Origin of the sequence: Microbacterium nanhaiense (genome assembly GCF_014646015.1) — a bacterium.
Taxonomy (GTDB): Bacteria; Actinomycetota; Actinomycetes; order Actinomycetales; family Microbacteriaceae; genus Microbacterium; species Microbacterium nanhaiense.
Genome location: NZ_BMMQ01000001.1, coordinates 367,909 through 394,014 on the forward strand (window position 1 = coordinate 367,909; position 26,106 = coordinate 394,014).

22 protein-coding genes and 1 pseudogene are annotated in these 26,106 nt (G+C 64.1%); 5 read left to right on the forward strand and 18 right to left on the reverse strand.

Going from position 1 to position 26,106, the window contains the following annotated elements:
• Nucleotides 1-10: 10 nt before the first annotated feature.
• From IEX05_RS01890 to IEX05_RS01900, 3 genes are read right to left on the reverse strand one after another with little or no spacing between them, the layout of a single operon-like run.
• Nucleotides 11-1,480, reverse strand: coding sequence for an SCO6880 family protein (locus IEX05_RS01890; protein WP_188699697.1), 1,470 nt, complete (start codon nucleotides 1,478-1,480; stop codon nucleotides 11-13).
• 5 nt (nucleotides 1,481-1,485) lie between these two features.
• Nucleotides 1,486-2,940: a conjugal transfer protein TrbL gene (locus tag IEX05_RS01895; protein ID WP_188699698.1), complete on the reverse strand. Its 1,455-nt coding sequence runs from the start codon at nucleotides 2,938-2,940 to the stop codon at nucleotides 1,486-1,488.
• Nucleotides 2,941-2,969: 29 nt separating this feature from the next.
• Nucleotides 2,970-3,242 carry a DUF6112 family protein gene (locus tag IEX05_RS01900; protein WP_373286280.1) on the reverse strand — a complete coding sequence of 91 codons (273 nt, stop codon included), beginning with the start codon at nucleotides 3,240-3,242 and terminating at the stop codon, nucleotides 2,970-2,972.
• 196 nt (nucleotides 3,243-3,438) lie between these two features.
• On the opposite strand from IEX05_RS01900, the gene IEX05_RS01905 reads away from it, so the two are divergent.
• Both IEX05_RS01905 and IEX05_RS01910 read left to right on the forward strand, forming a co-directional pair.
• Nucleotides 3,439-4,368 carry a HipA domain-containing protein gene (locus tag IEX05_RS01905; RefSeq protein WP_188699700.1) on the forward strand — a complete coding sequence of 310 codons (930 nt, stop codon included), beginning with the start codon at nucleotides 3,439-3,441 and terminating at the stop codon, nucleotides 4,366-4,368.
• Nucleotides 4,352-5,161 (forward strand): HIRAN domain-containing protein, encoded by an 810-nt coding sequence (locus IEX05_RS01910; RefSeq protein WP_188699701.1) that lies wholly within the window; start codon nucleotides 4,352-4,354, stop codon nucleotides 5,159-5,161. The genes IEX05_RS01905 and IEX05_RS01910 overlap by 17 nt, the downstream gene beginning before the upstream one ends.
• Nucleotides 5,162-5,231: 70 nt before the next feature.
• On the opposite strand, the gene IEX05_RS01915 is transcribed toward IEX05_RS01910, so the two are convergent.
• The 10 genes and pseudogenes from IEX05_RS01915 to IEX05_RS01960 form a co-directional block, all read right to left on the reverse strand.
• The gene (locus IEX05_RS01915) at nucleotides 5,232-5,498 is read right to left on the reverse strand and encodes a DUF6112 family protein (RefSeq protein ID WP_188699702.1); all 267 of its coding nucleotides are present in this window, start codon (nucleotides 5,496-5,498) and stop codon (nucleotides 5,232-5,234) included.
• Between the two features lie 8 nt (nucleotides 5,499-5,506).
• Nucleotides 5,507-6,634 (reverse strand): annotated as a pseudogene (locus IEX05_RS01920) (M23 family metallopeptidase); the annotation flags it as partial.
• 5 nt (nucleotides 6,635-6,639) lie between these two features.
• Nucleotides 6,640-7,332 (reverse strand): hypothetical protein, encoded by a 693-nt coding sequence (locus tag IEX05_RS01925; protein WP_188699704.1) that lies wholly within the window; start codon nucleotides 7,330-7,332, stop codon nucleotides 6,640-6,642.
• 17 nt (nucleotides 7,333-7,349) lie between these two features.
• Nucleotides 7,350-8,318 (reverse strand): ParB N-terminal domain-containing protein, encoded by a 969-nt coding sequence (locus IEX05_RS01930; protein WP_188699705.1) that lies wholly within the window; start codon nucleotides 8,316-8,318, stop codon nucleotides 7,350-7,352.
• Nucleotides 8,319-8,324: 6 nt separating this feature from the next.
• Complete coding sequence (locus tag IEX05_RS01935; protein ID WP_229661068.1) at nucleotides 8,325-9,170, reverse strand: hypothetical protein; 846 nt, start codon at nucleotides 9,168-9,170, stop codon at nucleotides 8,325-8,327.
• Between the two features lie 81 nt (nucleotides 9,171-9,251).
• Nucleotides 9,252-9,653, reverse strand: a complete 402-nt coding sequence (locus IEX05_RS01940; protein ID WP_188699707.1) for a hypothetical protein — start codon at nucleotides 9,651-9,653, stop codon at nucleotides 9,252-9,254.
• Entirely contained in the window at nucleotides 9,650-10,237 is a 588-nt protein-coding gene (locus IEX05_RS01945) for a DUF2637 domain-containing protein (protein ID WP_268237853.1), read from the reverse strand. The genes IEX05_RS01940 and IEX05_RS01945 overlap by 4 nt, the downstream gene beginning before the upstream one ends.
• The gene (locus IEX05_RS01950) at nucleotides 10,234-11,145 is read right to left on the reverse strand and encodes a bifunctional DNA primase/polymerase (RefSeq protein WP_188699708.1); all 912 of its coding nucleotides are present in this window, start codon (nucleotides 11,143-11,145) and stop codon (nucleotides 10,234-10,236) included. Before IEX05_RS01950 ends, IEX05_RS01945 begins: the two co-directional genes overlap by 4 nt.
• Nucleotides 11,145-12,218: an ArdC-like ssDNA-binding domain-containing protein gene (locus tag IEX05_RS01955; protein WP_444543262.1), complete on the reverse strand. Its 1,074-nt coding sequence runs from the start codon at nucleotides 12,216-12,218 to the stop codon at nucleotides 11,145-11,147. Before IEX05_RS01955 ends, IEX05_RS01950 begins: the two co-directional genes overlap by 1 nt.
• Before the next feature lie 208 nt (nucleotides 12,219-12,426).
• Nucleotides 12,427-13,395, reverse strand: coding sequence for a helix-turn-helix domain-containing protein (locus tag IEX05_RS01960; RefSeq protein ID WP_188699710.1), 969 nt, complete (start codon nucleotides 13,393-13,395; stop codon nucleotides 12,427-12,429).
• A gap of 197 nt (nucleotides 13,396-13,592) precedes the next feature.
• Here IEX05_RS01960 and IEX05_RS01965 point away from each other — a divergent pair, with 197 nt between their 5' ends.
• Both IEX05_RS01965 and IEX05_RS15455 read left to right on the forward strand, forming a co-directional pair.
• Complete coding sequence (locus tag IEX05_RS01965; RefSeq protein ID WP_308423390.1) at nucleotides 13,593-16,820, forward strand: restriction endonuclease; 3,228 nt, start codon at nucleotides 13,593-13,595, stop codon at nucleotides 16,818-16,820.
• 68 nt (nucleotides 16,821-16,888) lie between these two features.
• Nucleotides 16,889-18,373: a type ISP restriction/modification enzyme gene (locus IEX05_RS15455; RefSeq protein ID WP_308423391.1), complete on the forward strand. Its 1,485-nt coding sequence runs from the start codon at nucleotides 16,889-16,891 to the stop codon at nucleotides 18,371-18,373.
• A 60-nt stretch (nucleotides 18,374-18,433) separates the two neighbouring features.
• Here the strand turns inward: IEX05_RS15455 and IEX05_RS01970 are convergent, their stop codons facing one another.
• The 5 genes from IEX05_RS01970 to IEX05_RS01990 all read right to left on the reverse strand — a co-directional run bounded on the left by IEX05_RS01970 (nucleotide 18,434) and on the right by IEX05_RS01990 (nucleotide 22,517).
• Nucleotides 18,434-19,357 carry a hypothetical protein gene (locus IEX05_RS01970; RefSeq protein WP_188699711.1) on the reverse strand — a complete coding sequence of 308 codons (924 nt, stop codon included), beginning with the start codon at nucleotides 19,355-19,357 and terminating at the stop codon, nucleotides 18,434-18,436.
• 5 nt (nucleotides 19,358-19,362) lie between these two features.
• Nucleotides 19,363-19,644 (reverse strand): hypothetical protein, encoded by a 282-nt coding sequence (locus IEX05_RS01975; RefSeq protein ID WP_188699712.1) that lies wholly within the window; start codon nucleotides 19,642-19,644, stop codon nucleotides 19,363-19,365.
• Between the two features lie 280 nt (nucleotides 19,645-19,924).
• Nucleotides 19,925-20,632, reverse strand: a complete 708-nt coding sequence (locus IEX05_RS01980) for a DUF4238 domain-containing protein (protein ID WP_188699713.1) — start codon at nucleotides 20,630-20,632, stop codon at nucleotides 19,925-19,927.
• Between the two features lie 263 nt (nucleotides 20,633-20,895).
• Nucleotides 20,896-21,420 (reverse strand): DUF1643 domain-containing protein, encoded by a 525-nt coding sequence (locus IEX05_RS01985; RefSeq protein ID WP_188699714.1) that lies wholly within the window; start codon nucleotides 21,418-21,420, stop codon nucleotides 20,896-20,898.
• On the reverse strand, nucleotides 21,417-22,517 hold the full coding sequence (locus IEX05_RS01990) for an abortive infection family protein (RefSeq protein WP_308423392.1): 1,101 nt from the start codon (nucleotides 22,515-22,517) through the stop codon (nucleotides 21,417-21,419). Before IEX05_RS01990 ends, IEX05_RS01985 begins: the two co-directional genes overlap by 4 nt.
• Between IEX05_RS01990 and mobF the strand changes: the two genes are divergently transcribed.
• Nucleotides 22,516-26,082, forward strand: a complete 3,567-nt coding sequence (mobF, locus tag IEX05_RS01995; protein ID WP_188699716.1) for a MobF family relaxase — start codon at nucleotides 22,516-22,518, stop codon at nucleotides 26,080-26,082. The two genes, IEX05_RS01990 and mobF, sit on opposite strands and share 2 nt — an antisense overlap.
• The last annotated feature ends 24 nt before the right edge of the window (nucleotides 26,083-26,106 follow it).

Here is a 26,106-nt window from a genome sequence, read left to right on the forward strand (position 1 = left end):
CTCATCCCGATTAGAGCCGCCGGCACAGCGGGAGCGCGGCCGCGGTGAACGCTTGCGCCTGCTGGCCGACGAGGAGGCGTGTCTCGCATGAGGCTTGGATCGCGGCCTGTTCGATCGCCGCAACGGCGGCTTCGAGGTCTTCCTCGCTGGTAGCTGAGACGGCGACGAGGCCCGTGTACCGGAGGACGCCGTGTCCCGCGGTGAGGTCGGCTTCCTGCTGCAGCACATCGTGGAATTCGGCGGTCTGCGATGCATCCTCGATCTGCCCGATGCGCTGGCGCTGTGCGGCGTCCGAGATGTGCTCCGTCTTCTTCTTCCGGATGTCGCGTGCGGCCTGATCGGATCGCATCGGCGTGCACAGCAACGAGAACGAACGCTGGATGCCGGTCGAGAGGAGGACCGGGGCGAGGAACCCGGGGTAGACGAGGGACCGCGGCCACTCGGAGATCCACAGCACCGCGTGGTGGGCAGAATCCGTGCGGAGGCGTGACCACGACTCATTCACGGCAAGCGGCCCCGCGGTTGCGAGCGACTGGCCGAGGTCACCGTGTCGCTCGAGAGTGGCGGCGATCGCCGGGTCGTAAGCGGAGCGGAGGATGACGGCGATCTTGCCGCAGGGCAACCAGCTCGTCGGTGCGAGATCTGCCGCACGCAGTGCTGCAGCGAGAGTCGACATCTCCTGTCGCAGTACGGCCGCCGCCCCTTTGATTCCGCCGCCGGCTGTGCGGATCTGGCGGGCGGAAGTCTGCATGTCGAGAGCCAGAGAGATTGTGGTCGCGTGCCGTTCGCCGGCGGGGCCAGCGCGTTCGATCAGTTCGGCGTAGGTCGTGGAGGCCCAGGACCCATCGTCAGTGCCATGGGCCGCCCACCATTCAGCTAGCCCTGTCCCGGAATCGGGCAGCGTCCGTTCGAGGACCTGGAGGGTGGCGACTCGGCCGGATCTGCACACTGTGGCCAGCACGCGGCCCCAGGCGGTGACACGGCGTTCTTGCTCGCCGGGGTCGAGGAGGACGAATGCGGGGTGTGCGATTGCGCACACGACAGTGAGCGTGCCGGCGTGCGGATCATGCACCATGCCGGCTCCGGTTGTCGGGTCGGTGTACTCACGGAGCCTCGCCATATCGCCGGGCAGGGCGAGCGTTCCCTCGGGACGCGGGGCGACGATTCGGCGACGGTAGAGCAGCTGGCCGGCTGACCGGCGCCAGAGCCACCAGGTCACGATCGGCAGCCATTCGATGAGCGGGCGTCCGCCGGCAGGAACCCACGTGGCGATCGCCGCGGTGAGCCAGATCGGAGCGGTATAGAGAACGAGGATGCCGCCGCCAGCGTAGAACGCGAGCACGAGCGATGCTCCGCCGATCGCGAGTGCGATCAACTGCGCCAGGGTGAGCCCGAGCAGAATGCCGCGCCGAGTGAGGCGGGAGAACTTCACCGGCACGATCTCGCCGCCCGTGGGCTGGGGTGCGGATACGTTGCTCATCGGGATCATTCCTTCGGGACAGGAGGTGCAGGCGGTTCGGGAGTCGGGGGAGTCGGATCTGCTGGCGACGGGGTCGGGGCAGGCGTTGCAGGGACAGGGGGCGCTGCGGCTTCACGGGCATCGGATGCCGCCGGTGCGGCGGTGTCCGAGGGAGCACCGGGCTGTGGCGTCGAGCGCGGCGCGGGTGAGGAACCGTCCGAATCGGGGCTACTGCTTTGCTCCGCGCCGGTCGCCGCTGTCTCGGCTTGAGCGCCGACCTCGTTGCCGATCTTCGGGCCGGCTGTCGCCGCTGCTTCTGCGACTTCTGCTGCGATGACGGCGGCGCCCACAACGGGCACCGCGGCACCCGCGCCAGCAGCCGCGCCGGCACCGGCCCCCGTGCCCGTGGCGGCACCGGTTCCGGCCTCGGCGCCGGTAGCCGACGACGCAGGCGCAGCGGGAGCCGGCGCTGGGCCGGCGGGCGCCGGGGTCGTGCCGTCTTTGGGGCCGGCACCGTCGAGGACTTTGGCGGGGCTCGCGCCAGTTGGCTTCGAGGGGAGAGGCACCGGGCGGTTCATCGCGTTCTTCGCATCCTGTTCGCTTCCCATCGCGTGATACATGTCGAAGCCGAGGAACGAGATGAAGCGATAGACCATGTACGGCGCGAATGCGGCGATGAACAGCAGCACGATGCCGATGATCGGTTCGGTGACGGATCGCAGGTCCAGCTCGATCGGAGCTGCGATCTGCGTCGTGGCGAGTAGGAACACGATGACGAGGACGAGCTTCGAAAAGATCAGTGCGATCACGAAGGCGGCCCATTTCCCGACCCATCCGCGTGTGACGTCCCATGCCGCGCCGGCGAATGCGATTGGTGCGAGTACGATCGCGACGAGCAGCAGAGCCTTGCGGATGAGGAGGCTGAACCAGACGATTGCTGTCGCAGCTACCATCAGTCCCGCGAGGAACAGCGTCAGGATCGCTGCGACTCCGGGCGTACCGATACTGATCGCAGTCAGCGGAGCTCCGAGCAGGACGATTTTGTCGCCGAGCGTCGCGACGGTCTCGCCCGACGCGTGAACGAGCCCGATGCAGAGCTGATCCACCGTCTCGAGCGCGAGCGCTGTGAGAGTGATGACGATGAACGAACCGAGGACGGCCTTAGCAGCGCCGAGGGCAGCTCTCGAGAGCGCGCCTGGATCTCGTCGGATGAGGCCGAGGATGAGCTGGAAGCAGAAGAACAGAACGACGATGAAGACGCCGATGCCGAACAGCAGGTTGTAGACCGAGACGTACCCGGCGCTGGTGACATCGACGAGCGTGGTCGCATCGAATACGACCCACATCGCCTCGAGCAGCCACCCTGCCGTTGCCGCCGTCGCTGAGCCCAACCAGTCGAATGGTGCAGTGACCAGCGTTGCGGCGCCTTCGCCGACGGAGTCACACACGTTCGAGATGACGGGAATGTCGCACAGCGCCATGACGCGTCTCCTTCTCCCGTTCGCCGGACTCAGACCTGCTGGCCGACGTCCCAGAAGAAGTTGATGAGAGTCACGCTCGCACCGCAGATCACGGCCGCTCCGCACGAGACGAGAACGCCGATCTTGCCACGGCCGGAAAGATGAGGGTTCGAAGAGTTCGAGCCGAAGCCCCAGATGATCGCCGAGACGATCAGCGCGAGCACCGACAGAATCAGCCCGACGGTCATGACCGCACCGACGATGGTGCGCAACTGGGTGATGCCCGGCAAACCGTCATCATTGGGGTTGATGCTGATGTCCATCGGCACGAGTGCCGGTACGACGGCGAGAGCAGTTGCAAGGTCGACCACGATGGCTCCTGACGGATGGCCCGAAGGCAGATGAACGAAGGGTCATCCGTCAGGTGCGCAACGCACACGCGTCGATAAGACGCACACGCGTCGATAAGACGCGCGTGATTCCGCGTCAGAACGGACCTCGATCCGTATACTCACGAATGTGGATCAGGGGCGCACAGACGTATCGGCATGGGAGTTCTTGCATGTCGAAGCCCGCGGAGCCTCTGAGAAGATGTGGCTGTCCGAACCGGGCGGATCGTCGGCGCGTCCTCACACGCATTGGCTGTTCAAGCCGGCGACTATCCACTCGAACGGACATCGGCAGATCGGCGATTGGACCGAAACGATCGCCGCGGCAGTTGCCGCAGAGCTCGATGTGCCCGCTGCACAAGCGAAGCTTGCTATTAGGGATGGCGTCGAAGGCGTCATCGTTCGAAACGTTCGTCCCGTGGAATACGAGATGCAGGCCGGCAGCTTGGTGATGGTCGACGAGATCGGGGTCGAGCTCAGGGCGTCGAATCGCGTGCGAACGGCCACGATCGGGCACACCCTGGATAACATCTGCCGTGCCCTGGTGCCATACGGCCCGCCGCCTGCGGCACCGACGTGGTCGTCATGCACCGGCTATGACGTCTTCGTCGGGTACTTGATTCTGGATGCTTTGATCGGCAACGCGGATCGCCACGAGCAGAACTGGTCCGTCCTTCGGGCACGGTCCAGCGCAGGCCCAGCTGACGTCCTTGCACCGGCGTATGATATGGAGTCGAGCCTGGGATTTCAGCTGACCGACGAGGCACGGACGAACAGGCTCGCTGACGCAACGGCGATGGAGAAATTCGCGGTGAAGGGCACAGCCCGTCGATTCGACGGCGATCTGAAGACGCCGCTGGTGGACTTCGCCGGGCGGGCGGTGGCTCAATGCAGTAACGCAGGGCGCGAGCGTATCGCGCACTTGGCGGAGGCCATCGCGAGCGTCAACTTCGAAGAACTTCTCGCCAGTCACCCTGGAGTGTCAGTGGTTGCGCGTAGATTCGCAGGAACAGTGTTAGAGATCAATGGAAGGAGGATCCGAGATGTCATCCGTACTTGAGCGGCCGGTAGCGACCGTCGCGACAGAGACCGAGTTGCTTGTTATCTGGCAGCAGCCGACGACCCGCGCGATGATTCCGGTCGGCGTCCTTGGATTCGACGGCGAGACCTACACGTTTGCTTACCTCCCGAACGCGGCGGACATCGCCGAGTTCCGCCCGTTGCTCGGGTTTCGCGACTTCACGCAGTCGTACACGAGCGACGAGCTGTTCCCACTCTTCCGCGAACGAGTGCTCGACCCTACTCGCCCTGACTTCTCACGGGTGATCGACGAGCTGAGCCTCGATCCTGTGTCGGCCACTCCGTGGGAGCAGCTGGTCCGTTCCGGCGGCGGCTCTGAGGGAGACACACTCCAGGTGATTCCTTTCCCCCGTGAGTCTGACGGCGGTTGGGCATGTACCGCACTCGTTGCGGGTATGCGCTATTTGTCGAAGAAGTCGGTTCGGACCGCCGCTGGCGTCGTGCAGGCGTACGCCGACGGCGAGATCGAGGACGTCCTGCGACGGTTGGCCCCCGGACAAGAGCTGAAGATCGTTTCCGAGGTCGGCAACGACTACAACTCGGATGCCCAGCTGCTTTTCACCGACAAGGATGAGCTCATCGGCTATGTGCCGGACTGGATCGCCAAGCTGATGGCGCCGGGGCTGACGGCCGGCGCCAGCGGGCGAGCCATCGTCGAGCGAGTCAACGGTGCCGCGGCGGGTTGGCACCTGCGTGTGCTCGTCAACCTTCAACTCGACGAAGCCTTCGACGGGGTTCGAGACCGAATCGTGGCGACGACGCAGTCATACTGATCGCGAGAATGATTGCATGGAGGGTCCGAGCGCTTCGGCGCCGGGCCCTTCTCGCGTCCTGATCACGAACTCACAGCTGCTCGCCGACCTCGATCAGCCAGTTCACCCACGCCACTCCACCGCCCGCGAGTGCTGCGGCGCCGACGGCCACGAACAGCCCCATGCGAGATTTGCTGGCGAGCGAGTAGTTGCCGGTGGATGAAGCCAACGACCAGGCGATTCCGCAGACGATCAGCATGAGAACAGCGACGACGAGAACGATTGTGAGCAGCGCGCCGATCGCGCTCTTGAAATCGGTGAGCGGGCCGAGGCCGTCGAAGTCGGGGAAGACGTTCATGCCGTTGCCTCGCAGAGTTCGGGTGCGGAGCCTTCGGGCTCCGGTAGGTTTGCGGCGTTGTGCTCGTTGAGCCACGAAGCCGGGTCGGTGACTTCGCCTGCTGATCCGCCGAGCCGGACTTCGAAGTGCAGGTGGGGGCCGGAGGAACGGCCGGCGGAACCGACGTCGCCGATGTGCTGACCTGCGGTGACGCGGTCGCCGACGGCAGCGTGGATGCCGTTTTCCCACATATGCCCATAGGCGGTCGCGACGGTTTCTCCGTTGATCTCGTGTTCGATCACGATGAGCCCGCCGTACCCGCCGGAGAAACCGGCGTGAGTGACGATGCCGTCAGCGGCGGCAAGGATCGGCGTGCCAGCTCCCGCGCCGAGGTCAATACCGGCATGGAACGCCCACTGCTGCAGGATCTCGTGGAAGCGCCAGCCGAAGGGGCTGGAGACGTTCCACGTGCCGTCGGGCAACGGGAACACGACGTTTGCTGTGCCGCGGGATGCCGTCGTGGTGAGCGCGTCGAGGATCGTGTCGGCGACGGGTTCGAAATTCTCGTAGCGATCTGGATACCGGGAATCTTCGACGGCTTGGGCGGCTTCGCCGGGCGTCATCTGTTCCCAGCCGTCGATGTCGAGCAGTCCCTGCGGGCTGGGATAGTTCGGCCCGTCTTCGCCGCCGTAGAACGCGCGCGCTTGGTAGTCCGGGGCCATGAGCTGCTCGACCGTGCCCCAGCCGTACTGGGGCCGCATCTGGAAGAGTCCGAGCGAGTCGTGGTCACCGCCGTCGCCGTCGTTCGGATAGTCGCCGGAATCGGGGTAGGCCGTCGTATTCGAGAGCATCCGCAACGTCGACTCGGCAAGGGCCGCCATGAGCGCGATGCGCATCCCGGGCCGTCCGACCTCGTCGATCGCGGAGCCGACACGGATGATGGTCGCTGCGTGCGTCAGCTGGCGTTCGTTGAGGACGAACGTCTCTCCATCGGCCGTTGTGACCTCGAGCTCATCCGGGACGTCACCGAGCGATACCTGCTGGATCGTGCATTCGGCGTTGAGCGCTGGGTTGACGACGAGTGCGACCGCGGTGAGGCCGAGCGTGGGGGCGAGGAGCAGCAACACCACCACGAACAGAGCGATTTTGTTCAGCATGGCGTCTACCGCAGAGGATGGTCCACCTGCGACAGACGCAACAGCGCGCAGCTGGTCCTGTCGGTCGGATCTGTCGGGCAGAGGACGAATGCGGTGAACGCGACGGGACGCTCCGCGGCAACGGCGTCGTCGTTCCAGACGCCGTCGCGGTGCCGTGTGCCGTCGACGGTATAGGCGATCGTTCCTGGAGCGAGCTGCCCCGGCTGCGCCTGTTCCAGCGCGGTTCCCCACGCGGCGGGCACGGCGATGGTGTCGATGGCGATCCATTGCCGGGTCTCGTACTTTCGGAGTTCGACCCAGGCTTCGTGCGACGGCAGGTAGCCGGCGACATCGGCGACGAGGCCGGGCTGCTCAGCGCCGGACGGATCACCGACGTCTACGAGCACGTCCGTGTAGTCATTCGGAACGAAGCCGCTGGCGGTGTCCCACGTGAACAGTGCCTCAGCGACGTGACGGACGAACGTTTCCGGATCGGATGAACCCTGTACCGCGGGCGGCCGGAGCTCGATCGACTCGTGAGGAACTGGCAGCACGGGCGCTGGTCCGGGCGTGGCATCCGGTGCCGGAGCTGGTTCCTCTGAGGGCTGGTCAGGCCCGCGGAGCAGGCCGTACACGGCGATGCCGGCCACCACCGTAAGGGTGGCGCCGACGCTGGCCAGCGCAATCAGACGGGCACGGGGGAGGGCGCGTTCTTTCATACCCGGAAGGTGCGCGGTCAGGTCGTGGGCGGCTCCGGTGCAGTCTGAAGCGCTTCGCGCGCGGCACGGAACCGCTCGGCGAACTCGATCGTGCGGTCGACGACAGCGAGGAACAGATCTGCGTACTCGTCCGAGACTTCCGCAGCGAGAGTCTCAGGGTCGAAGTGCACCCACCAACGGTCGATGTCGTGCCAGATCACAGTGAACGCACGCGTCGCCCACGGACTGTCATCAACGACGGCAGGCTTCGTCGGCGGCTTGCGGCCTTTCGCCGCCAGGACGCGTGCCTTCGCGGCCTCCGCGAGGGCGTGCAGGTTCTCGACGCGTTCGTCGCGCAGGGTTTCCTCCGCCGCGCAGACCTGCGCGTAAAGCGGATGCACCGGCTTGCTATCACGGATCTGCACGAGCGCCTCGGCAGCAAGAGCACGAAGCTCCGCAGACTGTTCTTCGTCGCGCGCGATGGCCTGGATGTGATTGATCTTGTCGAGCGTGGCGTACGAGGCTCCGCCGGGGATCATCGCGGCTGCCTGCGCGCGGGTCTTGCCGGTCGCGCCGGCTGACGGTGGTGCAAACTTTGCACCACCGTCAGCTCCGGGCTGGTTGGTCTCCGAGAATCGTGTTGCTTCGTTCCGCCGACGGGAGTCTTCCGCCATGAGCTCTTTCACCTCGTCATAGAGCGCCGCGGCTTCGACGGGCGAGTAGTTCTTGTGCATCTTGACGTCATCTTGTTCGGCGAGCAGCCGGTCGAGGTCGGTGGAGATTCCGCCGCGCACCCACACGGGAGTTTTCCGCCATCCGAGCAGCAGCATGGCGGCGAGGCGGCGAGCTCCGCAGATCAGGACGCCTTCGGGCGTGACCGTGATGGGCTGCAGGAGCCCCTGCTCATCGATCGACTTCGCCAGTTCGTCGATATCGCCGAGATCCGTTCGGTGGCGATTTCCGACATGAATGGAGTCGAGAGTGCGTTCCTGCATGAGGCCGGTCATGATGCCTCACCGTGACGCGTTCGCCGGCGCCGAGATCGTGATGGCGAGCACCAGCTCGTCGTCGCGCAGCAGCGAGGGCAGTGACTCGCCGATCAGCAGCCGCAGCAGCATGCCGCGGCCGGCGTTCGTCGACGCAAGCTCTGGCCCCGACGAACCGAGAACGATTCGGATCAGACCGATCCACGAGGTCCGTGGGATCTCGAGAAGGGCCTCAGCCTCGATATCGCGGCGCAGCCGTTCATGGGCGCGGTGGCGATCACCGCTGTGAATCAGCTCGTTGCAGATGATCTCGATCGCGACACGGACCACAGGCAGAGGCCAGCCGAGCATCGAGCACATCACGGCTGCTTCTTCCGCGGCTGCCATCGCCGTCGTGCGAGTTTCTGCGGGCTCTTCTCCTGCTGCTTCGTCGATGTCAGGTTCGTCGGTGACGCGGAACGCGGGGTGATACTCCCACAGGGGCGTCTCGCGGTCGGAGATCCGCTCAGCATCGTGGAAACAGGACACATGTGCGCGGCGAGCCTGATGGGTCGAGCAGAGCAGGCCTTGGCCGCGCTCCTCGGCGATGCACGTAATGCGAACCGCGTGCGTGACCACGGCCCACGGATCGGCGGCGTTCAATGTCGAGCGCATACGCATGGCCTCGAATGCGGCAGCTACCGCTTCCCACGGGTCGAGGCTGTGCTTGCGAGCGAGCAGCCGGTACTTATCCGCGGCGAAGAGCATGAGCTCTCGTGCCTCGGCGTCGCGCTCCCAAGCACCTGCGCCGGGTCCGCAGAGCCTGGCCAGCAGTCGTCGCAGGCCCTCACTCGTGCGGAAGTCGTACTGTTGCTCATCGTCGATGCCGTTCATCATCGAATACCTCCTGCATGGCAGGTGCGCGCGAGCGCACACGAGACGGAGAACCGCATTCCGGGAGCCACGGTGCGATCCTCACAGCGCCGTGCGCCCGGCCGGCGCGTTCCCGGGGCGCGGCGGCGTGTGACCGTGCCCGAACGGCTGCGCTTGATGCTGGGCGCCCGGCAGGACTGCGCGACCTGCGCGCGTCGCGCCGACCGCAATCCCGTGACGCGCAGCGAACAGCAGACGCTGTTCGAGATCCATCGCCACGCGCGTGGTGCGTGTCGCGCCGCGCATGAGCAGATCCTGGGCGCGAACCCATTCGACGCCGCGGCCGCGAGCCTGGTTCGCCCTGTCGAGTGGTGTGAGGCGCCGGCGGCTGTCGGCCGCCGCCACGGCATCTGGCACTTTCGAGGCGTCGAAACCTTGTGGCTCGTGGGCACGATCGGAAATAGCGGCTTTGCGGTGCGGGCCACGGTAATGCTCGTCATTCATGATGCTTCCTCGTCTCTGCTTGCCGACGTACTGTCACCCGGCAGGTGCGCAAACCAGCGCCCGACTGTTGACGGATGCACTCCGAGCACCCGAGCGATCTGCTTGTTCGATGTGCCCGCATCCCGCATCGACACGGCACGTTCTCTCGGGTCGCGCTCAAGCGTTGCTTCGCTTTGCGCGCGAGGCAGGCGCGTGAGGATCACCGTGAGGTGTGTGATGGCGAGCAGCACAACTGGCGGCACCGCCGCGACAGCGGCCGCAAGCACAGCTGGGACTGTTGCATCGGCTGCGACGACGGCATGGAGGGCGTTCGCGGTGACCGAGACGATTGCTCCTCCGATCAGCAATGCCCACGGATACCACGCGGCGCGCTCGCCGCCGAGCGCGACGACGGCGACCGTGGCGACGACGATGATGCCATCGACGATCAGCGGCCATGCCCACGCTTGTCCTGCGCCGACGCCCGATCGTGCAGCGAGATCGGCGAGCGCCGTGAACGACAGCCAGAACGCGCCCATGGCGATGAACACCGTGCCGGCTGCCGCCGTCCATACCGCCCAGCTGCGGCTCTGCGGAGAGATCACGATAACGACCTCGCGGGTACCGCGTGAGGCGCGGCGTGCGTCACGGCACCGGCAGCAGGCGTCGTCCCCGTGACACCGGCGGCGGCGCGATAGGCCGAGCGGATCGTCGCACCCGCTTCACGTTCGCTGAGCCCGGCCTGGCAGGCAGCCTGGGTGAGGATATCGTGCGCGTCTTGCGCCGCGGTGCCATGCTCGGCGAGTTTGCACGCCGCCCAGAACAGCCCGTGATTGCGTTCGCCTTCCTGCAAGCGGGTCACCCATGCCGCGATCCGCGCGACGTCATGATCTTCCAGTGCGTGAGATTCGATGGGGCTCCTGGACGGCTCGGGCCGCGGGTCGAGGAACTCCCGAAGGCGCGCGGAATCGAGATCACGCCCCGGAACAGGGGAGAGAGATGAAACAGCGTAGACAGCACGCTGTCCTTCGACGGTGCGCTGCGACGGCGGCACGATGATGTATCCACCGTCACCACGGAAGTCCACACCCACTCGGGCTGCCTGCCACGAGCGCTGGTCTTCGCCGGAAGAAGGGAAGTAGATGTGCATCCCGCCGGTCGGTGTGACGGCCTGCATCTGCCAGCCATCGAGGAGACCGGCTCGGCGGGCAGCCTCCGAAGCACGATAGCCGTCGGCGGACCCGTGCACATCGACGTCGACGACGACGATCCCTGAAGGGCCGCCGGTCGGCATTCCGATGTTCGCTGTCGGCATTCGCCGCCACCAGGCATCGATCTGCTCAATCTCCGTCGTCGCATCGAGCATCCCGTGTTGCGTCGCGGGCCGCTTGCCCTGAGGCTCACACGGGAACACGGGAACACCACCTCGTGCAAGCGCCATGGCCGCTCGCCGAGTCGGAGCGTGCTCGTCCATGATCGCCATGACGGCGAAGAACGCATCAGCGCGAGACATCAGAGCGTCCGTCCGGTGACCTCGCGCTGCCGGGCCACAGCGAGCTCCGGACCAGCTGGCGCTGCCGTTCGAGGTGTCTGCGTCGCCGAATCATGCTCGAGCCCCGGAGGCACCCCGTCCGACACCTGCACTGTCTCGAGCCTGTTGAGGATACTGAGTGCCGTCTTGCGAACGCGCTCCCCGGTCGCTTCGACGATCTCAACCGGGTTCTTACCGTCGACGTTCGCCGCCCACCCGGCCACGTACGGAATCGTGTACTGACTCGTATCCATCCCATGCGCTGCGCCGACCATCAACGCAACCGACTCCGCCTCGACCTCGCCGATGCCCCGGTGCTGACGGGCTTCTTCCTGATCGGGGCCGTGCATAAGAACATGGGCGAGCTCGTGCGCGAGGGTCTTCGCCTGAGCGGCATCATCCATATCGCCTCGCACCGAGACCGTCCGCGCGGCGAAGTCCGTGAGCCCGTTCGCGCCCGAGATCTCACTTTTCTCAGAGACGCGCAACAGCTCAAAGCCGCGTTCCTTCACCTGAGCGGCAAGCCCCAACCACAATCCGGTCGGCGCCTCGCCCTCCAAGATCCGAGGCTCGGGCAACTCAGGAAGGACGTCCCCCGAGGTCTGCGATACGTCCCAGACGTAGGCGGGGCGCACCCCGACCATACGAGACCGGACGGCCTCACCGGAGCGAGGGCGCTCGCCGCGGCCAAGACGCCGCCACGACGCGGCATCTTGCGGCGTGGCCGAAGCGAACCGGCCAGTCACCGGGGCGAGGATCTGGTACCCGTGCTGCCCCTTATCGACCTGGCGCCCGAGCATCTGCCATTGCTTATAGCCAGCGACATAGCTCGGATACGGCTCGGGCACGTGACCGGCTTCGAAAGCGGCGGCGTGCTGCTGCCAAATGAGCATGACGTTGTTGAACGAGCGCGATCGGAACCGTGCGGCGAAACGCAGCGCGTCAGCCCAATCGTCGCCGGTGACAAGGCTCGCAACAGCGTCGGTGAGCTTCTCGTGGAGCTCACCGAGCTTCTCTTCCTGCGCTTGTCGTGCATCCTGGTGTGTCGCCATCATCGGCTCCTCGGCTCATCGACACTGCCCGGTGGAGGTCGGGCGATGACGATGAGGTGCGCCGGGCGCGCCCCAGGAGGTCGAAGACGGTCGTTGAATCAGCGAGCATGCGCCCGGACAGCACGGCGCACCCTCCGTTGGCCGTCAGAGACCGCAGCGGAGCGTCTGACGCACCCTCTTCATTAGCAAGCGTCGTGGAGAATGGCGAGGGTCAGCCGACTGACTCGTCTGTATTGCGACCATGCATGTCCGAATAGCGGCCACGCGCCTGTGCCCGATACCGCGACGGAGTCATGCCGACGATCACGGCGAAGGCTTGCCGCGCATAGCTGCGGCTGTGCCATCCGACGACGTGGCCCGCCTGCTCGATCGTGAGGTCTGTTTCGCGAAGAAGGCGACACATCTCCTTTGCGCGCATTGCGCTCACCGCTGCACGAGGCGTTCGCCCCATGGCGTCCAGGAAAACCCGGGTCAGATGCCGTGGCGAGAGATGCGCAACATGCGCCATCTCCTCGACAGTCCACGGCCGCGACAGATCGCTCTTCACCGCGCTGAACAGCGCGAGAAGATCCTCGCGGACAGGCGCGTACTTCGCACGGGATGGTTGGGGCTCGATCAATCGGGACGGCGTCGACATGGTCCTTATCGGATCGAACGGAACGATCCTGTCCATCTGTTCGAGCAGCAACGAGAATGCGGCCTGGACCGGATAAAAACCGCGTTCTCTGGTCACCTCGGCGACACTCGCCTCGAGCGCGTCGAACACCGCGCCGAAATCGCGCGCAAGGTCGTTCCCGAGATGGTGAACCTGCACGTGCTCGGCGTAGGTTCGCTCGATGACCTCTGCGGCAGCGTAGCGATCAGGAAGAACCTCGGCATGGCGCCAGGCGATCTGATCGAGCAAGTAGTCCGGATCGACGTAGGCAGTCGAGACTTCGACCTCGTTGCGGGGGAGCGCCCCACACAGAGTGACAGCGCAGAGCACAACAAGATCACCAGGCCGAAGCAGCCGGCACCGATCCTTCGCATGCAGGAGCACGGTCCCCGAACGAATGAGCATGAGCTTCACGCAGTCGTAGGCGACAGGATGCGACGGTGCGGTGAACTTCCGAGTCTTCACATCGACAGGTATCCACGGGCGCTCGTCCTCATCGTTGAGGGCACCATCGAAATGCTCCATGCTCTATTTTCAGCCGCGACTGGGGAAAATGCACGGGTTATTCAACGGATGACACTGACGACACGTAGCCGCCACAGCCTCCGTGGCGATGGGTAGCCGCGCCGCTCTGGCAATCTTGAAGTATGTCGGTTTCGTTCTCGGCTTCGGAAGAAGCTCCCCTGACTCGTCGCGCTCGCCGCCAGGCATCCGGTGCAGGGGTGACGATCTGGGATCTGCTCGATGAGATGTATCACAACGCTCCGAGCGAGCGGGAGAAGGGCACCCGCTTCGAGCGGTTCCTGAAGACCTACCTGCAGACCGAGCCGAAGTACACGGATCTGTTCTCGGACGTGTGGATGTGGCAGGAGTGGCCGGGACGCGCCGGTCGCCCCGACACCGGCATCGATCTCGTCGCGAAGGACCGTTACACGGGTGAGCTGACGGCGATCCAGGCGAAGTTCTACGACCCTGCTCGTGCGCTGCCGAAGCAGGAGATCGACTCGTTCTTCACGGAACTCGGCAAGGAGCCGTTCGCGAGCGGCATGATCGTCACGACCGCGCGCAACTGGTCCAAGCACGCCGAGGCTGCGCTGAACGACCAGACGAAGCCGGTCCAGCGCGTGGACCTGATGAACCTCGCCGACTCCCGCATCGACTGGGCCGCATTCGACCCGGCCGAGCCGGAAGTCCTCTACAAGAGCGCGGGCAAGGCACCGCGTAAGCATCAGGCCGAGGCGATCAACGACGTCATCACCGGTTTCGAGACGAGCGATCGCGGCAAGCTCATCATGGCCTGCGGTACGGGTAAGACGTTCACCTCGCTGAAGCTCGTCGAGCAGTACGTCCCCGTCGGCGGATCGGTGCTGTTCCTGGTGCCGTCGATCGCACTGCTGCAGCAGACGCTGAACGAATGGACGGCGCAGGCCGACCAGCCGATCCGCCCGTTCGCGGTCTGCTCCGACTCGTCGGTGGGCCGCAAGGAGAACGAGGACGTCTCCGCGCACGACCTCGGCTTCCCGGCGACGACGGATGCAGACAAGCTGTTCCACCGGTTCCAGATATCGACCGGTCAGGAGACGATCTCGGTCGTGTTCTCGACGTACCAGTCGATTGATGTCGTCCATCGTGCCCAGGAGTTGGGCCTGCCGGAGTTTGACCTCGTTATCTGCGACGAGGCGCACCGCACGACCGGCATCTCCCAGCCCGGCAGCGATGACTCGGCGTTCGTGCGCGTGCACAACGACGAGTTCCTCAAGGCGAAGAAGCGCCTGTACATGACGGCGACGCCGCGCATCTACGTCGAAGACTCCAAGCAGAAGGCCGCCAAGGACGGCGTCGCCGTCTACTCGATGGACGACGAGCAGACGTTCGGCCCGGAGTTCCACCACCTCGGCTTCGGCCGTGCCGTCGAGATGGGGCACCTGTCGGACTACAAGGTCCTGATCCTCGCCGTCGATGAAGAATCCGTCGCGCATTCCTTCCAGGATCTCCTCGCTCGCGACGGCGACCTGAACGTCGATGATGTCGCGCGGATCGTGGGCTGTTGGAACGGACTGTCCAAGCGCGGCGTGAATGGTGAGCGGCTGTCGATCACGGATGATGCTCCGATGCAGCGCGCTGTCGCGTTCGCGCGGAACATCAAGGAGTCGAAGGCGATCGCGAACCAGCTGAACGTCATCGGCCGCGAGCTGCTGATGAACGCTCAGGACGGTGACTCGGCGCTAGAGATGCAGGCCAAGCACGTCGACGGCACGTTCAACGTGCTCGAGCGCTCCGCACGCCTGGACTGGCTGCAGGCCGGCGACGACGCGCACCAGGCCCGCATCCTGACGAACGCGAAGTGCCTCACCGAGGGTGTCGATGTCCCCTCGCTGGACGCGGTGCTGTTCCTGAACCCGCGGAACTCGCAGGTCGACGTCGTCCAGGCCGTCGGCCGTGTGATGCGTAAGGCCGAGGGCAAGGAGTACGGGTACATCATCCTGCCGATCGCGGTGCCGGCGTCGCAGGACCCGGAGACGGCGCTGAACGACAACAAGAAGTACAAGGTCGTCTGGGACGTGCTGCAGGCTCTGCGTGCGCACGATGACCGTTTCGAGGCGATGATCAACAAGATCGACCTCGATAAGAAGGCCAACAACCGCATCGACGTTATCGGTATTGGCGGCACCGGTGAGAACGACCGCGAGGGTTCCTCGTCGGGCTCGAATGAACAGGCAAACGAGGCGCTGTTCTCGATGGCGAACGCCGCCGAGTGGCAGGACGCGATCTTCGCACGCATGGTGAAGAAGGTCGGCGACCGCCGCTACTGGGAGGACTGGGCCTCCAGCGTCAAGGACATCGCCGACCGCCAGACCACCCGTATCAAGAACATCCTCGACACCTCCGACGAGGCCGCCGGGGAGTTCATCACGTTCCACGAGGCGCTCCAAGCGAACCTCAACGACGGCATCACGCGGGACGACGCCGTCGACATGCTCGTGCAGCACCTCATCACGAAGCCCGTCTTCGACGCGCTCTTCGAGGACTACGCGTTCAGTGAGCACAACCCCGTCTCAAAGGTCATGGACCGGATGCTCACCACCCTCGACGGCTACAACCTCGAGTCCGAGACCGAGGGGCTCGGCGAGTTCTATCGCTCCGTCCGGGTACGCGCCGAGGGCATCTCGAGCGCGGCGGGCAAGCAGAAGATCATCACCGAGCTGTATGAGCGGTTCTTCAAGCTCGCCTTCCCGCGCGTGGCTGAGAGCCTCGGCATCGTCTATACGCCGATGGAAGTCGTCGACTTCATCCTCCGCGCCGTCAACGACGCCCTGAAGGAGCACTTCGGTGCGAAGCTCAGCGATGAGGGCGTGCACATCCTTGACCCGTTCACCGGCACCGGCACGTTCATCGTGCGCCTGCTGCAGTCGGGCCTGATCGACCCGCAGGACTTGCTGCGCAAGTACACGCAGGAACTCCACGCCAACGAGATCCTGCTCATGGCGTACTACATCGCCGCGATCAACATCGAAGCGACCTTCCACGCGCTGCAGCAGGAACAGGCACGCGACAAGGGCGAGGACCCGGATAGTGTCGGGTACGAACCGTTCAACGGCATCGTCCTCACCGACACGTTCCAGATGACCGAAGACGGAGACACTCTCGACGAGCGCCTCTTCACATCGAATAATGACCGCGTTGTCGAGCAGAACGCGCTCGACATCCGCGTAATCGTGGGCAACCCGCCGTATTCAGTTGGGCAGACGAGCGGTAACGACAACAACGCGAACCAGAACTATCCAACTTTGGATGCCTCGATCGAAGCGACCTACGTGAAGCAATCCAGTGCCTCGCTGAAAAGGAATCTGTACGACTCGTACGTTCGCGCGATCCGGTGGGCGTCTAACCGCGTGCTCACGTCAGAACATGGTGGCGTGGTTTGCTATGTATCAAACGGGGATACATAGACTCGAACTCAGCCGACGGTCTCCGTAAGACGCTGACCGATGAGTTTCACCACATTTACATCTATAACTTGCGCGGCAATCAACGCACCGCAGGTGAACAGAGTCGCAAAGAAGGTGGCAAGATCTTCGACTCCGGCTCGCGAAACACTGTCGCGATCCTGGTCTTGATCAAGTTGCCCGGAGTGGTGCATTCCAGCGTGCTTCATTACAAAGATGTCGGTGATTACCTCAGCCGTGAGGAGAAGTTGCGGCTTCTCGATGAAGCTAATCTCGGAACGCTGGAATGGAAGAAAGTGACGCCGAATGCGGAGGGGGACTGGATTAACCAGCGCGATCCAAACTATGAGAAGTACCCTCCGATGTCGTCGAAGACAGCAGGCATGAGCATTTTCTCGTCCGGTGGCATGGGGATCGCTACGAGTCGGGATAGCTGGGTATATAGCCCCTCGACGGCGCAGCTTGGGGCTACCGTCGCGAAGCTAGTGGGCGGGTACAACTCGGCCTTGGAAGGCTGGGTTTCACAAGGTGCTCCCGAGCCCGCGTCAGACTTCCTGCCGAACGACCCGAAAATCATAAATTGGTCAGCTGGCTTACGAAAGAGGCTCTTGGCAAGACGGGCACTCGCCGACGCGGACTTTGGGGCGTCGCTGGCGCTCTATAGGCCTTTCAATAAAGTGTGGGTCACTCGCAATCTTGAGTTAATTGAGCGGCCTGCGGCTATTGATCGATACTTCAAGGGAAGCCATGAAGGTCAACTGGGGATTTACCAAGTGGGCTCAGGGTCAGCGGTACCTTTTAGTGTTATTGTCACCAATGCCATCCCTGACCTTCACGTGACGGGTGCGGGGAGCGGGGGCCAGTTCTTCGCTCGTTACTCGTACACGCATCTGGACTCTAACTCGTTGTTCGACCAGCCGGAGCGCGTGGACAACATCACTGACTGGGCGCTGGACCAGTACCGGGATGTGTATGGACCGCAGGTCACGAAGGACGACATCTTCTTCTACGTCTACGGATTGCTCCACTCGACCGAGTACCGCGAGCGCTACGCCGCCGACCTGAAGAAGCAGCTTCCGCGCATCCCGATGGTGTCGGGGCGCGAGCGTTTCGAGGCGTTCGTCACCGCAGGGCGCACGCTCTCCGAGCTGCATATCGGGTACGAGGACATCGAGCCGCACCAGCTGACCGAGGTCGTCTCGATCGCGGCGCCGACCGACGAGTACGAGCGATTCTCGGTGAAGAAGATGAAGTATGGCGGCAAGGCTGGTGCGTGGGACAAGACGCGCATCCGCTACAACGACTTCATCGACATCGAGGGCATCCCGGTCGAGGCGCAGGAGTACATGCTGGGGTCGCGCTCGGGGCTCGACTGGATCATCGAGCGCTATCAGGTGAAGACCGATAAGGCGTCGGGCATCGTTAACGATCCGAACGACTGGTCGCGTGAGCACGAGCAGTCGCGCTACATCATCGACTTGATCGGGCGGATCACGGCGCTGAGCTTGAAGACGATGGAGATCGTGAACGGACTGCCTACGCTCGAGATTGACTGAACAGCGGAGCGGGGGCTAACGGCCCCCGCTCCGCTGGATTGCTACATCCGGCGTTGATGACTACAGACGTCGCCCTGACGATCCCGGGATCACGGAAGTCACCGGCGCGGTGAACGCCGGTAGCGCGGCTTGCTGTTTCCTAACGGCATGCAACAGGCGCGGCTTCGTTGCGCTGAGGTATGCACGCCGATCCACCAGCTGCTCTCCGGGAGCGACCGTCGCAAAGTATCGGTCGACGATCGACACCGCCGCGTCGTGTTGTGCTTGCGCCACATTGCGCGTACTCAGGCCGCGTGCAGCACGGTGCGCATTCGTCGTCTCGATCAGCAACTGCAACTGCGGCCCGAACGTGATGAGTGTCTCGGTGACGAGCTGCTTGCGGGCGCGCATGTTGCGGACGGCATCGGTGATGCGGGCTTCCACAGCGTCAGGGCTCTTGAGCGCTTCGTCGCGCAACTGCGCCTTCGACGGACGGGCTTCGCGACGGAGCCGTGCCACCTGTTGCTTTGTGCGCTTGCGTGTGAACCAAGCATCAGCATCCGCGGCAAACTTGCGTCGATGTGCGGCGGGAACTTTGTGGAGTCGCCGCGGTGGAAGCCCGAGCTCTTTGAGTCGGCGGTCGCGGCGATACCGCTCGCGGTTGCGTTCTTTGAACTCGGGGGATGCACGGAGCTTCGCCATGCCCTCGCGGTGCTTGCGCAGCGTTTCGGGGTCCTCTCGCGCACGACGCTGATAAGCAGCCGCACGCCGCCTCCCCTCGGGCGTTGACTTGCGTTCTTCCGCGTCGAATAGGCGCTGCTCGCGGTTGCGATGCCAGTAGTCCCGCGAGATCTGACGGACTCGGTCCGGATGGTCAGCACGCCACTGCTCGTTGAGCGCCTTCGCGCGTTCGGGATGAGCGTGGGCCCAGCCTGTCGATCGGGGGAGCGGTGCGCCCGGAGAAGCAGGTGCTCGTCGATCGTCGCGGCCTGTCGAGCCAGACACGGTGTCTACCTCGCAACGACACGATCGACGTCGTCGGGGATCTCGTCCTCGGTGTGCTCCGCGAGGTACTCGAACAACGACGTTCGGTTGTTCGTCGGGTCGATAATCGCAGCGGTGACGAGCGGACGCAGTCGGTGCTGCTCCGAGTTCGGCACCGCTTCGATGCATCGCTCGACCTGTGAGGCGAGGTCGTAGCCCTTGATCTCTTCGGTGACGCCGGGGAAGTAGTAGAACGATGCGACGGCGGTGAGATCGGACACAGCATTGGACTGATCGACGGTGAGCATGGCGGACCCCTTTCTCGAGGTAGTCCGCACGCTACGAAGGCACTACTGCCTTGTGTGAGGTATCCACATCCGAACATCGCGCGAGCTACCTGTTATGGGAGCCAGGTGTGTGCGCTGCGCCCGACGACGCCCTGCTCGCGGACCTGAATGCCCTCGCCGCGGCGAGTCCTACATCCTCGAGCCGGGCGGCTCCACCGACTCCTGCCAGCAGCTCGAATGAGTCACCACGCCTCTTGCAGATCGAGGGGCCAGCATTGCTGGGAAGACGTGGCCGCGGTTGTCACCCCTGGCCTGTCACCCGTGCGGAGACGAGCGTCGGGGCCATGTCGAGGGGGAGTGTTCCACGCTGTCCGACCATCCAACGGCGGCAGTTTCTCGCGAGGAACGCATTCATGTTCATTTCCCCGGGCAGGGGGTCACCGATCACGAGCAACTGAGTAGGCGATAGCGGGAACGTAACAGTCGACAAATCGGCATCTGCCGTTTTCCTCCATAGAAGGACGGCCCCGTCACCAGTGGCAAGGTTGTCGACTGGGTACAGGCGCCAAGTCCACTGTGCGAGGCCAAGCGATGTCAGACGGAGAGTTTCAGGATGCTGTTGGGCGAGGATCAGCATGTCGCCCAGCTTCAATTCGGCATCTTGGGAGGTCCCATCCTTCATCACTAGGACCGCTGGGACACGTACGTTGGCGCGATCGGCGTACCTGCCGCGGTGAAGATGCATGTCGAGGAAAGCCACTACGGCGTCCAGATCTCTGCGCTCCAGCACCTGGCTATTGCGTAGCCTGTTGATAGCAACGACACCGTCGCTCTCGATGCGCCCGTACTCGCTCTCCAAGTCGAGGCTCATGACCTGGGGATCGTAGACGTAGCTCACTACTGAGGCATTCATGATTGACGACGGGTACCCGCGTCCGTGCTGCAGGTCGATTACGTCTACGACATTCTTCTTGTTAGCCCAGGCAGAGATGTAGCCTCTCGTGACCATGTGTCCGCGTCTGGTGCTTGACGCGGCTTTTTTGGTCTGGGTAGGGCGAGCATCGCTCGGGGTCGCGGAGGGGAAGCCTGACATCCTGTCAGGATATGTCCTGAATCCCCTGAGGTGACATGAACCGTGGTCCGCAAAGCCGTGAACTAGGGCGGTCACTAAGCTGGGGGATCATCATCATCAATACAAGAGCTCGTAGCTTGCGAAATTGGGTATGGAAGCCGCGCGCCGTAAGAATTCTTCTGCGGCGACGCAGATCAGGTTCAAAACCTCTGCAAATACGTCGTCATATCAAAGCGCTGAAGCTCCATGTCGTATCGCGCCCGCGACGGATGCCGAGGGTGATGTCTCTTTAACGGGGAGCCAATCGACATCCAGTCGCAGGACGACTGTTCTGCGATCGATGCGATGCTATGGAGCATTTCCGGGAGGTAATCGCGTGTCTCGATCAGCTCGCCCCACGCAGCCAGCAATGTGTGCCTGCCGTTCTGTAGAACTTCGGCAATGTGTTGCTCGTTTTGGGCTTTCAGATACGGAAGATATCGGGAGTGCATGCCTTCTGGTGCCGTCGATCGCTGCGGGTAGAGATTCAGCATGATCCAGCTGTCGAAGTTGCTGTCCCTTGCTCTCTTGGCGACGCGCGTCACCGTAGGATCTAGCCGCTGGGGCGTTGCAGTGCTCGGGTTGACGCCCACGCAGATTAGGGGATTTGTGCCAACCGTGCCTAGGACGTACCGCGCCGTGTTGTCCTGGTTGATTCGGTATAGCCAACCGTCGGGTTGTGTCACTGTGGATCACCAATCTCGAGGGCTCCTGACTCGAGTCGGACCTGCCAAGTGTCGAGAACGAACTCCGCGACGGTGACCGTAGCATTCAGCGCCAGACGGGCGTGACGTGCAAGGGCTTCACTACGCCGTGATTGTCCATGTCCGATACCCAGCGCGTTCCGCAGTTCGGAGAGCGAGTTGATGGTGGTCACGAGCGTGCGCAATATCCTCTGCGACGTCTGGCTCGCTCGGACAGACTCCGGCACTGCCTCTGCGTTCAGCGCGAGGAGGTCCGCGACCTTGCGGTAAAGCTCCGGGACGTCAGCGCTGTGGCTGTACTCCACGTCACTGCGGTCGAGGATGATCTTGAACAGCGACTCGATCAGGTTCTTGCATGAGGAGATTGCCGCCGGCGGGTCTGAGACTAGACCGGCGCGGATCCGGTTGAGGTGTTCTTGGAGAACATCCGGGTCAGTGAGGGGGCGTTCGCTTAGGCGTAGCTCAGGCGAAGTGCCATGGAACGCGTCCAGGCGCCTCCACCCATAGATCGCATGACCACTGATCCAATCGGACGCGTAAAGTTCGTAGCCATCGCGCGAGAGAGCATCATTGAACGCTTTCAGATAGAGCGCCGTCTCAGTCTCGTCCGTTCGCACGACCGGGTGGAGCATCTCGGCGAGGAACACGAGGAGCACTTCGTCGTCGCCGTGCATGAGGCCGAATCTGCTGTCAGTGAAGACCCAATCGTCTTCCCAGTCGTACGGGTTGTTCACGCGGTGTTGCCAAATATCCCCGGCCGCATCTCGGTAGCGGGTATCCGTGCTCGGCAGTGCGCTCAGGTCGTAAATCCGCCCGAGGAAGCTCGGCTCGTCAAGACGCCCGGACCAGCTGAGACCGGAGAGGGAAATCGAGTCAACTAGTTTGCGACGTGTGATGGCGGTGATGCGTTTCGAGCTATGCGGCATGATCTGATCGTATTCATCCGAGCGGCTTTCACTGCCTCTGGGCGCGGCACGCGCCGTCTTTGATTCCCCTCTATGCCCGTTGTATCTGAAACCGGCGACCGCGTGGCGCGGGTATCCGTTAGCGGCAGGATGCAGGGCACACCTGCGTTGCATGACGGTCTCGATGCGAGTGATGAGCGCGGGCGACGGCTACAAGTACCTGCTCCGCACCGTTGCGGCCGGCGATGGGAAGCGGTCGCTCTCGACTCCGCTGACGCGCTACTACAGCGCTGAGGGCACCCCACCAGGCGTATGGCTCGGAGCGGGAGTGTCCTCGCTCGGTTCCGGGGAGATCGCGGCTGGCGACGAGGTCTCGGAATCGCAGCTTCAACTCCTCATCGGGATGGGCGTCGATCCTGTGAGTGGCAGCCCGTTGGGCCGTGCATATCCGACGTACCGCTCCTCGCAGGAGCGGACAGAGGCGCGGGTGTCGCAACTGGATGCGTCACTGGGGGTGCTCGAGCGCGCACAGGCGGTGGCTCAGATCGAGCAGGAGGAAGCGACTGTCAAACATCGGAAGGCAGTCGCGGGATACGACTTCACGTTCTCGATTCCGAAGGCCGCGAGTGTTCTGTGGGCAGTCGCTGATGGAGGGACGCAGGCCCTGATCGCAGACGCGCATCATGCGGCTGTTGCGGAGATGGTTGCCTACATGGAGCGCGAGGTTGCAGCGACGCGCACCGGTACGACCGCACTCGACGGCGCCGTTGCGCAGGCTGACGTCGCAGGCCTGATTGCAACTGCTTATGATCACTTCGACAGCCGTGCCGGCGATCCGCATCTCCACACCCACGTGGTGATCTCGAACAAAGTCAAGACCTTGCTGGACGGACGGTGGCGATCCCTCGACGGACGACCGATGCATGCGGCGACCGTCGCTCTGTCGGAACTCCACGAGGCAGTCTTCGCGGATCACCTCACAAGGCTGTTCGGCGTTGAGTGGGAAGCGCGCTCACGGGGGCGGGACCGAAATGATGCCTGGACCATTGCCGGCGTGCCCGCAGAACTGGAAAAGGAGTTCTCGACACGAGCCCGCGGGATCGACCAGGAGACCGACCGACTGGTGGCGGAATACGTCGAAACGCACGGGCGGCGGCCATCGCCAGCGACGGTGATGAAGTTGCGAGCACAAGCCACGCTGTCGACCCGACCGGACAAGGAGATCCACTCACTGACCGACCTCACGGCATCCTGGCGAGCGCGAGCCGCAGAGATCCTCAAAAGCGACCCGACTGCCTGGGCATCGTCGGTGACTGGTAACGACGTTCCACTGGTCTTGCGTGCCGACGACATTCCTCTCGACGTGATCGCGACACTCGGGCGGCACGTCGTCGAAGCCGTGGGGGAGAAGCGTGCGACCTGGAGACGATGGAACCTCACCGCCGAAGCCGCACGGCAGACGATGCCGTACAGATTCTCGACGACGCAGGACCGGGAGGTCGTCGTTGGCATGATCGTTGACGCGGCCGAATCCGAGTCGCTGCGGTTGACTCCACAAGATCTCGCCGTGACGCCGGCGAATTTCCAACGGACGGACGGCTCGTCCGTGTTTCGTCCGCGCCACTCGACCGTGTCCTCCTCGGAGGCGCTACTCGCGGCCGAAGACCGACTGTTGGCGCATTCTCGCGATTTGAACGGGCCGGCTCTGGATGTGACCTCCGTCGAGCGAGCGATCCGGAAGCGCCTGCCAGGCAGTCAACGGCTCGGCGATGACCAGGCAGAAGCGCTCGTGAAGATCGCGGTGTCGGGCCGAGTCCTGGATGTCCTCGTTGGACCGGCCGGTGCCGGGAAAACCACTGCGCTCCGTGCTCTGCGCATCGCGTGGGAGACGCAGCACGGGCCGCATAGCGTCGTCGGGCTTGCCCCGTCGGCGGCAGCGGCGCAGGTGCTCGGCGACGACCTCGGCATCGGGACCGAGAACACCGCGCGATGGTGGACCAATCACGAACTCACCGGGGCCACCTTCTCACCACGGCAACTGGTCATTATCGACGAGGCGTCGCTTGCCGGCACGCTCTCGCTCGATCGCATCACTGGGCTCGCGGGAAAGGCCGGTGCGAAGATCCTCCTTGTCGGCGACTACGGCCAGCTTCAAGCCGTCGACGCCGGAGGAGCTTTCGGGATGCTCGTCGATGACCGGGAAGCTGACCTTCCCGAGCTCACCGACGTACACCGGTTCTCCAACGACTGGGAGAAGCTCGCGTCTCTCGAACTCCGCCATGGCCGCACCGACGTCATTGATACCTACCTCGAGCACGGGCGGGTGTCTGACGGCGATGCCGAAGCAATGCTCGAAGCGGCGTACGCTGCTTGGCGACACGACTCAGAAAGCGGGAAGCGGAGCGTGCTCATTGCGGAGACGCGCGATGACGTCGCTGCACTCAACAACCGAGCACGCGCAGACCTCATCATGGATGGGGTCATCGAGCCGACGCACGAAGTCGCCCTGCACGATGGCTCCTACGCCGGAGAAGGCGACACTATCGTCACCCGGCGCAACGATCGGAGACTCCGCACCGCCACCGGTCGCGGCTGGATCAAGAACGGCATCACCTGGAGCATCCGCAAGGTGAATGACGACGGCTCGCTCGTCATCCGTCATCCGAGCCGACGAATCGGCGGCAACATCGTCCTGCCAGCGCAATACGTTGCCGAGCACGTCGAACTCGGATACGCCGTCACGGCGCACCGGGCGCAGGGGCTCACAGTCGACACCGCTCACGCCCTCGTCGAACCGACCTCCACGCGCGAGAACCTGTACGTCGCGATGACGCGCGGCAGAGAATCCAACCGCGCCTACGTCGTCACCGACCGGCCCGACGAGCTTCACCGCATCCCGCACCCCGACGATGATGCCTACGCGAACGCGCGTGCCGTTCTCTACGGCGTGCTGCAGCACCTCGCTGCAGAACCCACCGCGCACGAGACAATCACCGTCGAGCAGGAGCACTGGGGGTCGATCGCACAGCTCGCCGCCGAATACGAGACGATTGCGGCCGCAGCCCAACGCGATCGGTGGGCGAGCGTCATCCGTCACGCCCCGCTCAGCACGGAGCAGCAACAGCAGGTACTCGAATCCGACGCATTCGGAGCGCTCGCAGCCGAGCTTCGCGCCGCGGAAGCGAACCGGCATGACGTCGAGGCACTGGTGCCAAGGCTCGTCGCTGCCCGCGGCTTCGACGACGCGGACGACATCGCGTCGGTCCTTCACTATCGGGTGGCTCGAGCGACGGCACGCCCCGCGAGCTCCGGCCATCGCTCTCGAAGCCCCCAGATGATCGTCGGCCTCATCGCAGCAGCGTCCGGACCGATGGCAGCCGACATGCAGCAGGCGCTGACCGAGCGTCAGACACTCATCAACGCGCGCGCGGAGACGGTCCTCAACGATGCGATCAACGACGAGCGGCCGTGGACAGCAGCGCTGGGCACGATTCCCGGGACGCCTGGACCAGCAGAGCAATGGCACAGGGCAGCCTTGACAGTGGCAGCGTATCGGGACCGCTACGGCGTCATTTCGGACGATGCGCTTGGGCCGGACGCGGAAACAGAGACCCACAAGGCAGACCGTGCCCGGGCGCAGCGCGCGCTCGAACGAGCACGTACCGTCGCAGGCGCATCCCGCGGCATCGTTCAACAGGCGCCGCGTCGTCCGGCGCCGGTCGCGGGCATCGGCTTGTGATCATGATGGCGCCAGGAGCGCAAT

Bases quoted from the DNA above. Each gene is read 5' to 3' on its own strand.
- IEX05_RS01935 (WP_229661068.1), bottom strand. From the start codon at position 9,170: ATGAACGGCATCGACGATGAGCAACAGTACGACTTCCGCACGAGTGAG.
- IEX05_RS01990 (WP_308423392.1), bottom strand. From the start codon at position 22,517: ATGCAACGCAGGTGTGCCCTGCATCCTGCCGCTAACGGATACCCGCGC.
- IEX05_RS01910 (WP_188699701.1), top strand. From the start codon at position 4,352: ATGTCATCCGTACTTGAGCGGCCGGTAGCGACCGTCGCGACAGAGACC.
- IEX05_RS01960 (WP_188699710.1), bottom strand. From the start codon at position 13,395: ATGGAGCATTTCGATGGTGCCCTCAACGATGAGGACGAGCGCCCGTGG.
- mobF (WP_188699716.1), top strand. From the start codon at position 22,516: ATGACGGTCTCGATGCGAGTGATGAGCGCGGGCGACGGCTACAAGTAC.
- IEX05_RS01930 (WP_188699705.1), bottom strand. From the start codon at position 8,318: ATGACCGGCCTCATGCAGGAACGCACTCTCGACTCCATTCATGTCGGA.
- IEX05_RS01925 (WP_188699704.1), bottom strand. From the start codon at position 7,332: ATGAAAGAACGCGCCCTCCCCCGTGCCCGTCTGATTGCGCTGGCCAGC.
- IEX05_RS01940 (WP_188699707.1), bottom strand. From the start codon at position 9,653: ATGAATGACGAGCATTACCGTGGCCCGCACCGCAAAGCCGCTATTTCC.
- IEX05_RS01900 (WP_373286280.1), bottom strand. From the start codon at position 3,242: ATGGACATCAGCATCAACCCCAATGATGACGGTTTGCCGGGCATCACC.
- IEX05_RS01955 (WP_444543262.1), bottom strand. From the start codon at position 12,218: ATGATGGCGACACACCAGGATGCACGACAAGCGCAGGAAGAGAAGCTC.
- IEX05_RS01950 (WP_188699708.1), bottom strand. From the start codon at position 11,145: ATGTCTCGCGCTGATGCGTTCTTCGCCGTCATGGCGATCATGGACGAG.
- IEX05_RS01915 (WP_188699702.1), bottom strand. From the start codon at position 5,498: ATGAACGTCTTCCCCGACTTCGACGGCCTCGGCCCGCTCACCGATTTC.
- IEX05_RS01975 (WP_188699712.1), bottom strand. From the start codon at position 19,644: ATGCTCACCGTCGATCAGTCCAATGCTGTGTCCGATCTCACCGCCGTC.
- IEX05_RS01980 (WP_188699713.1), bottom strand. From the start codon at position 20,632: ATGGTCACGAGAGGCTACATCTCTGCCTGGGCTAACAAGAAGAATGTC.
- IEX05_RS01890 (WP_188699697.1), bottom strand. From the start codon at position 1,480: ATGAGCAACGTATCCGCACCCCAGCCCACGGGCGGCGAGATCGTGCCG.
- IEX05_RS01895 (WP_188699698.1), bottom strand. From the start codon at position 2,940: ATGGCGCTGTGCGACATTCCCGTCATCTCGAACGTGTGTGACTCCGTC.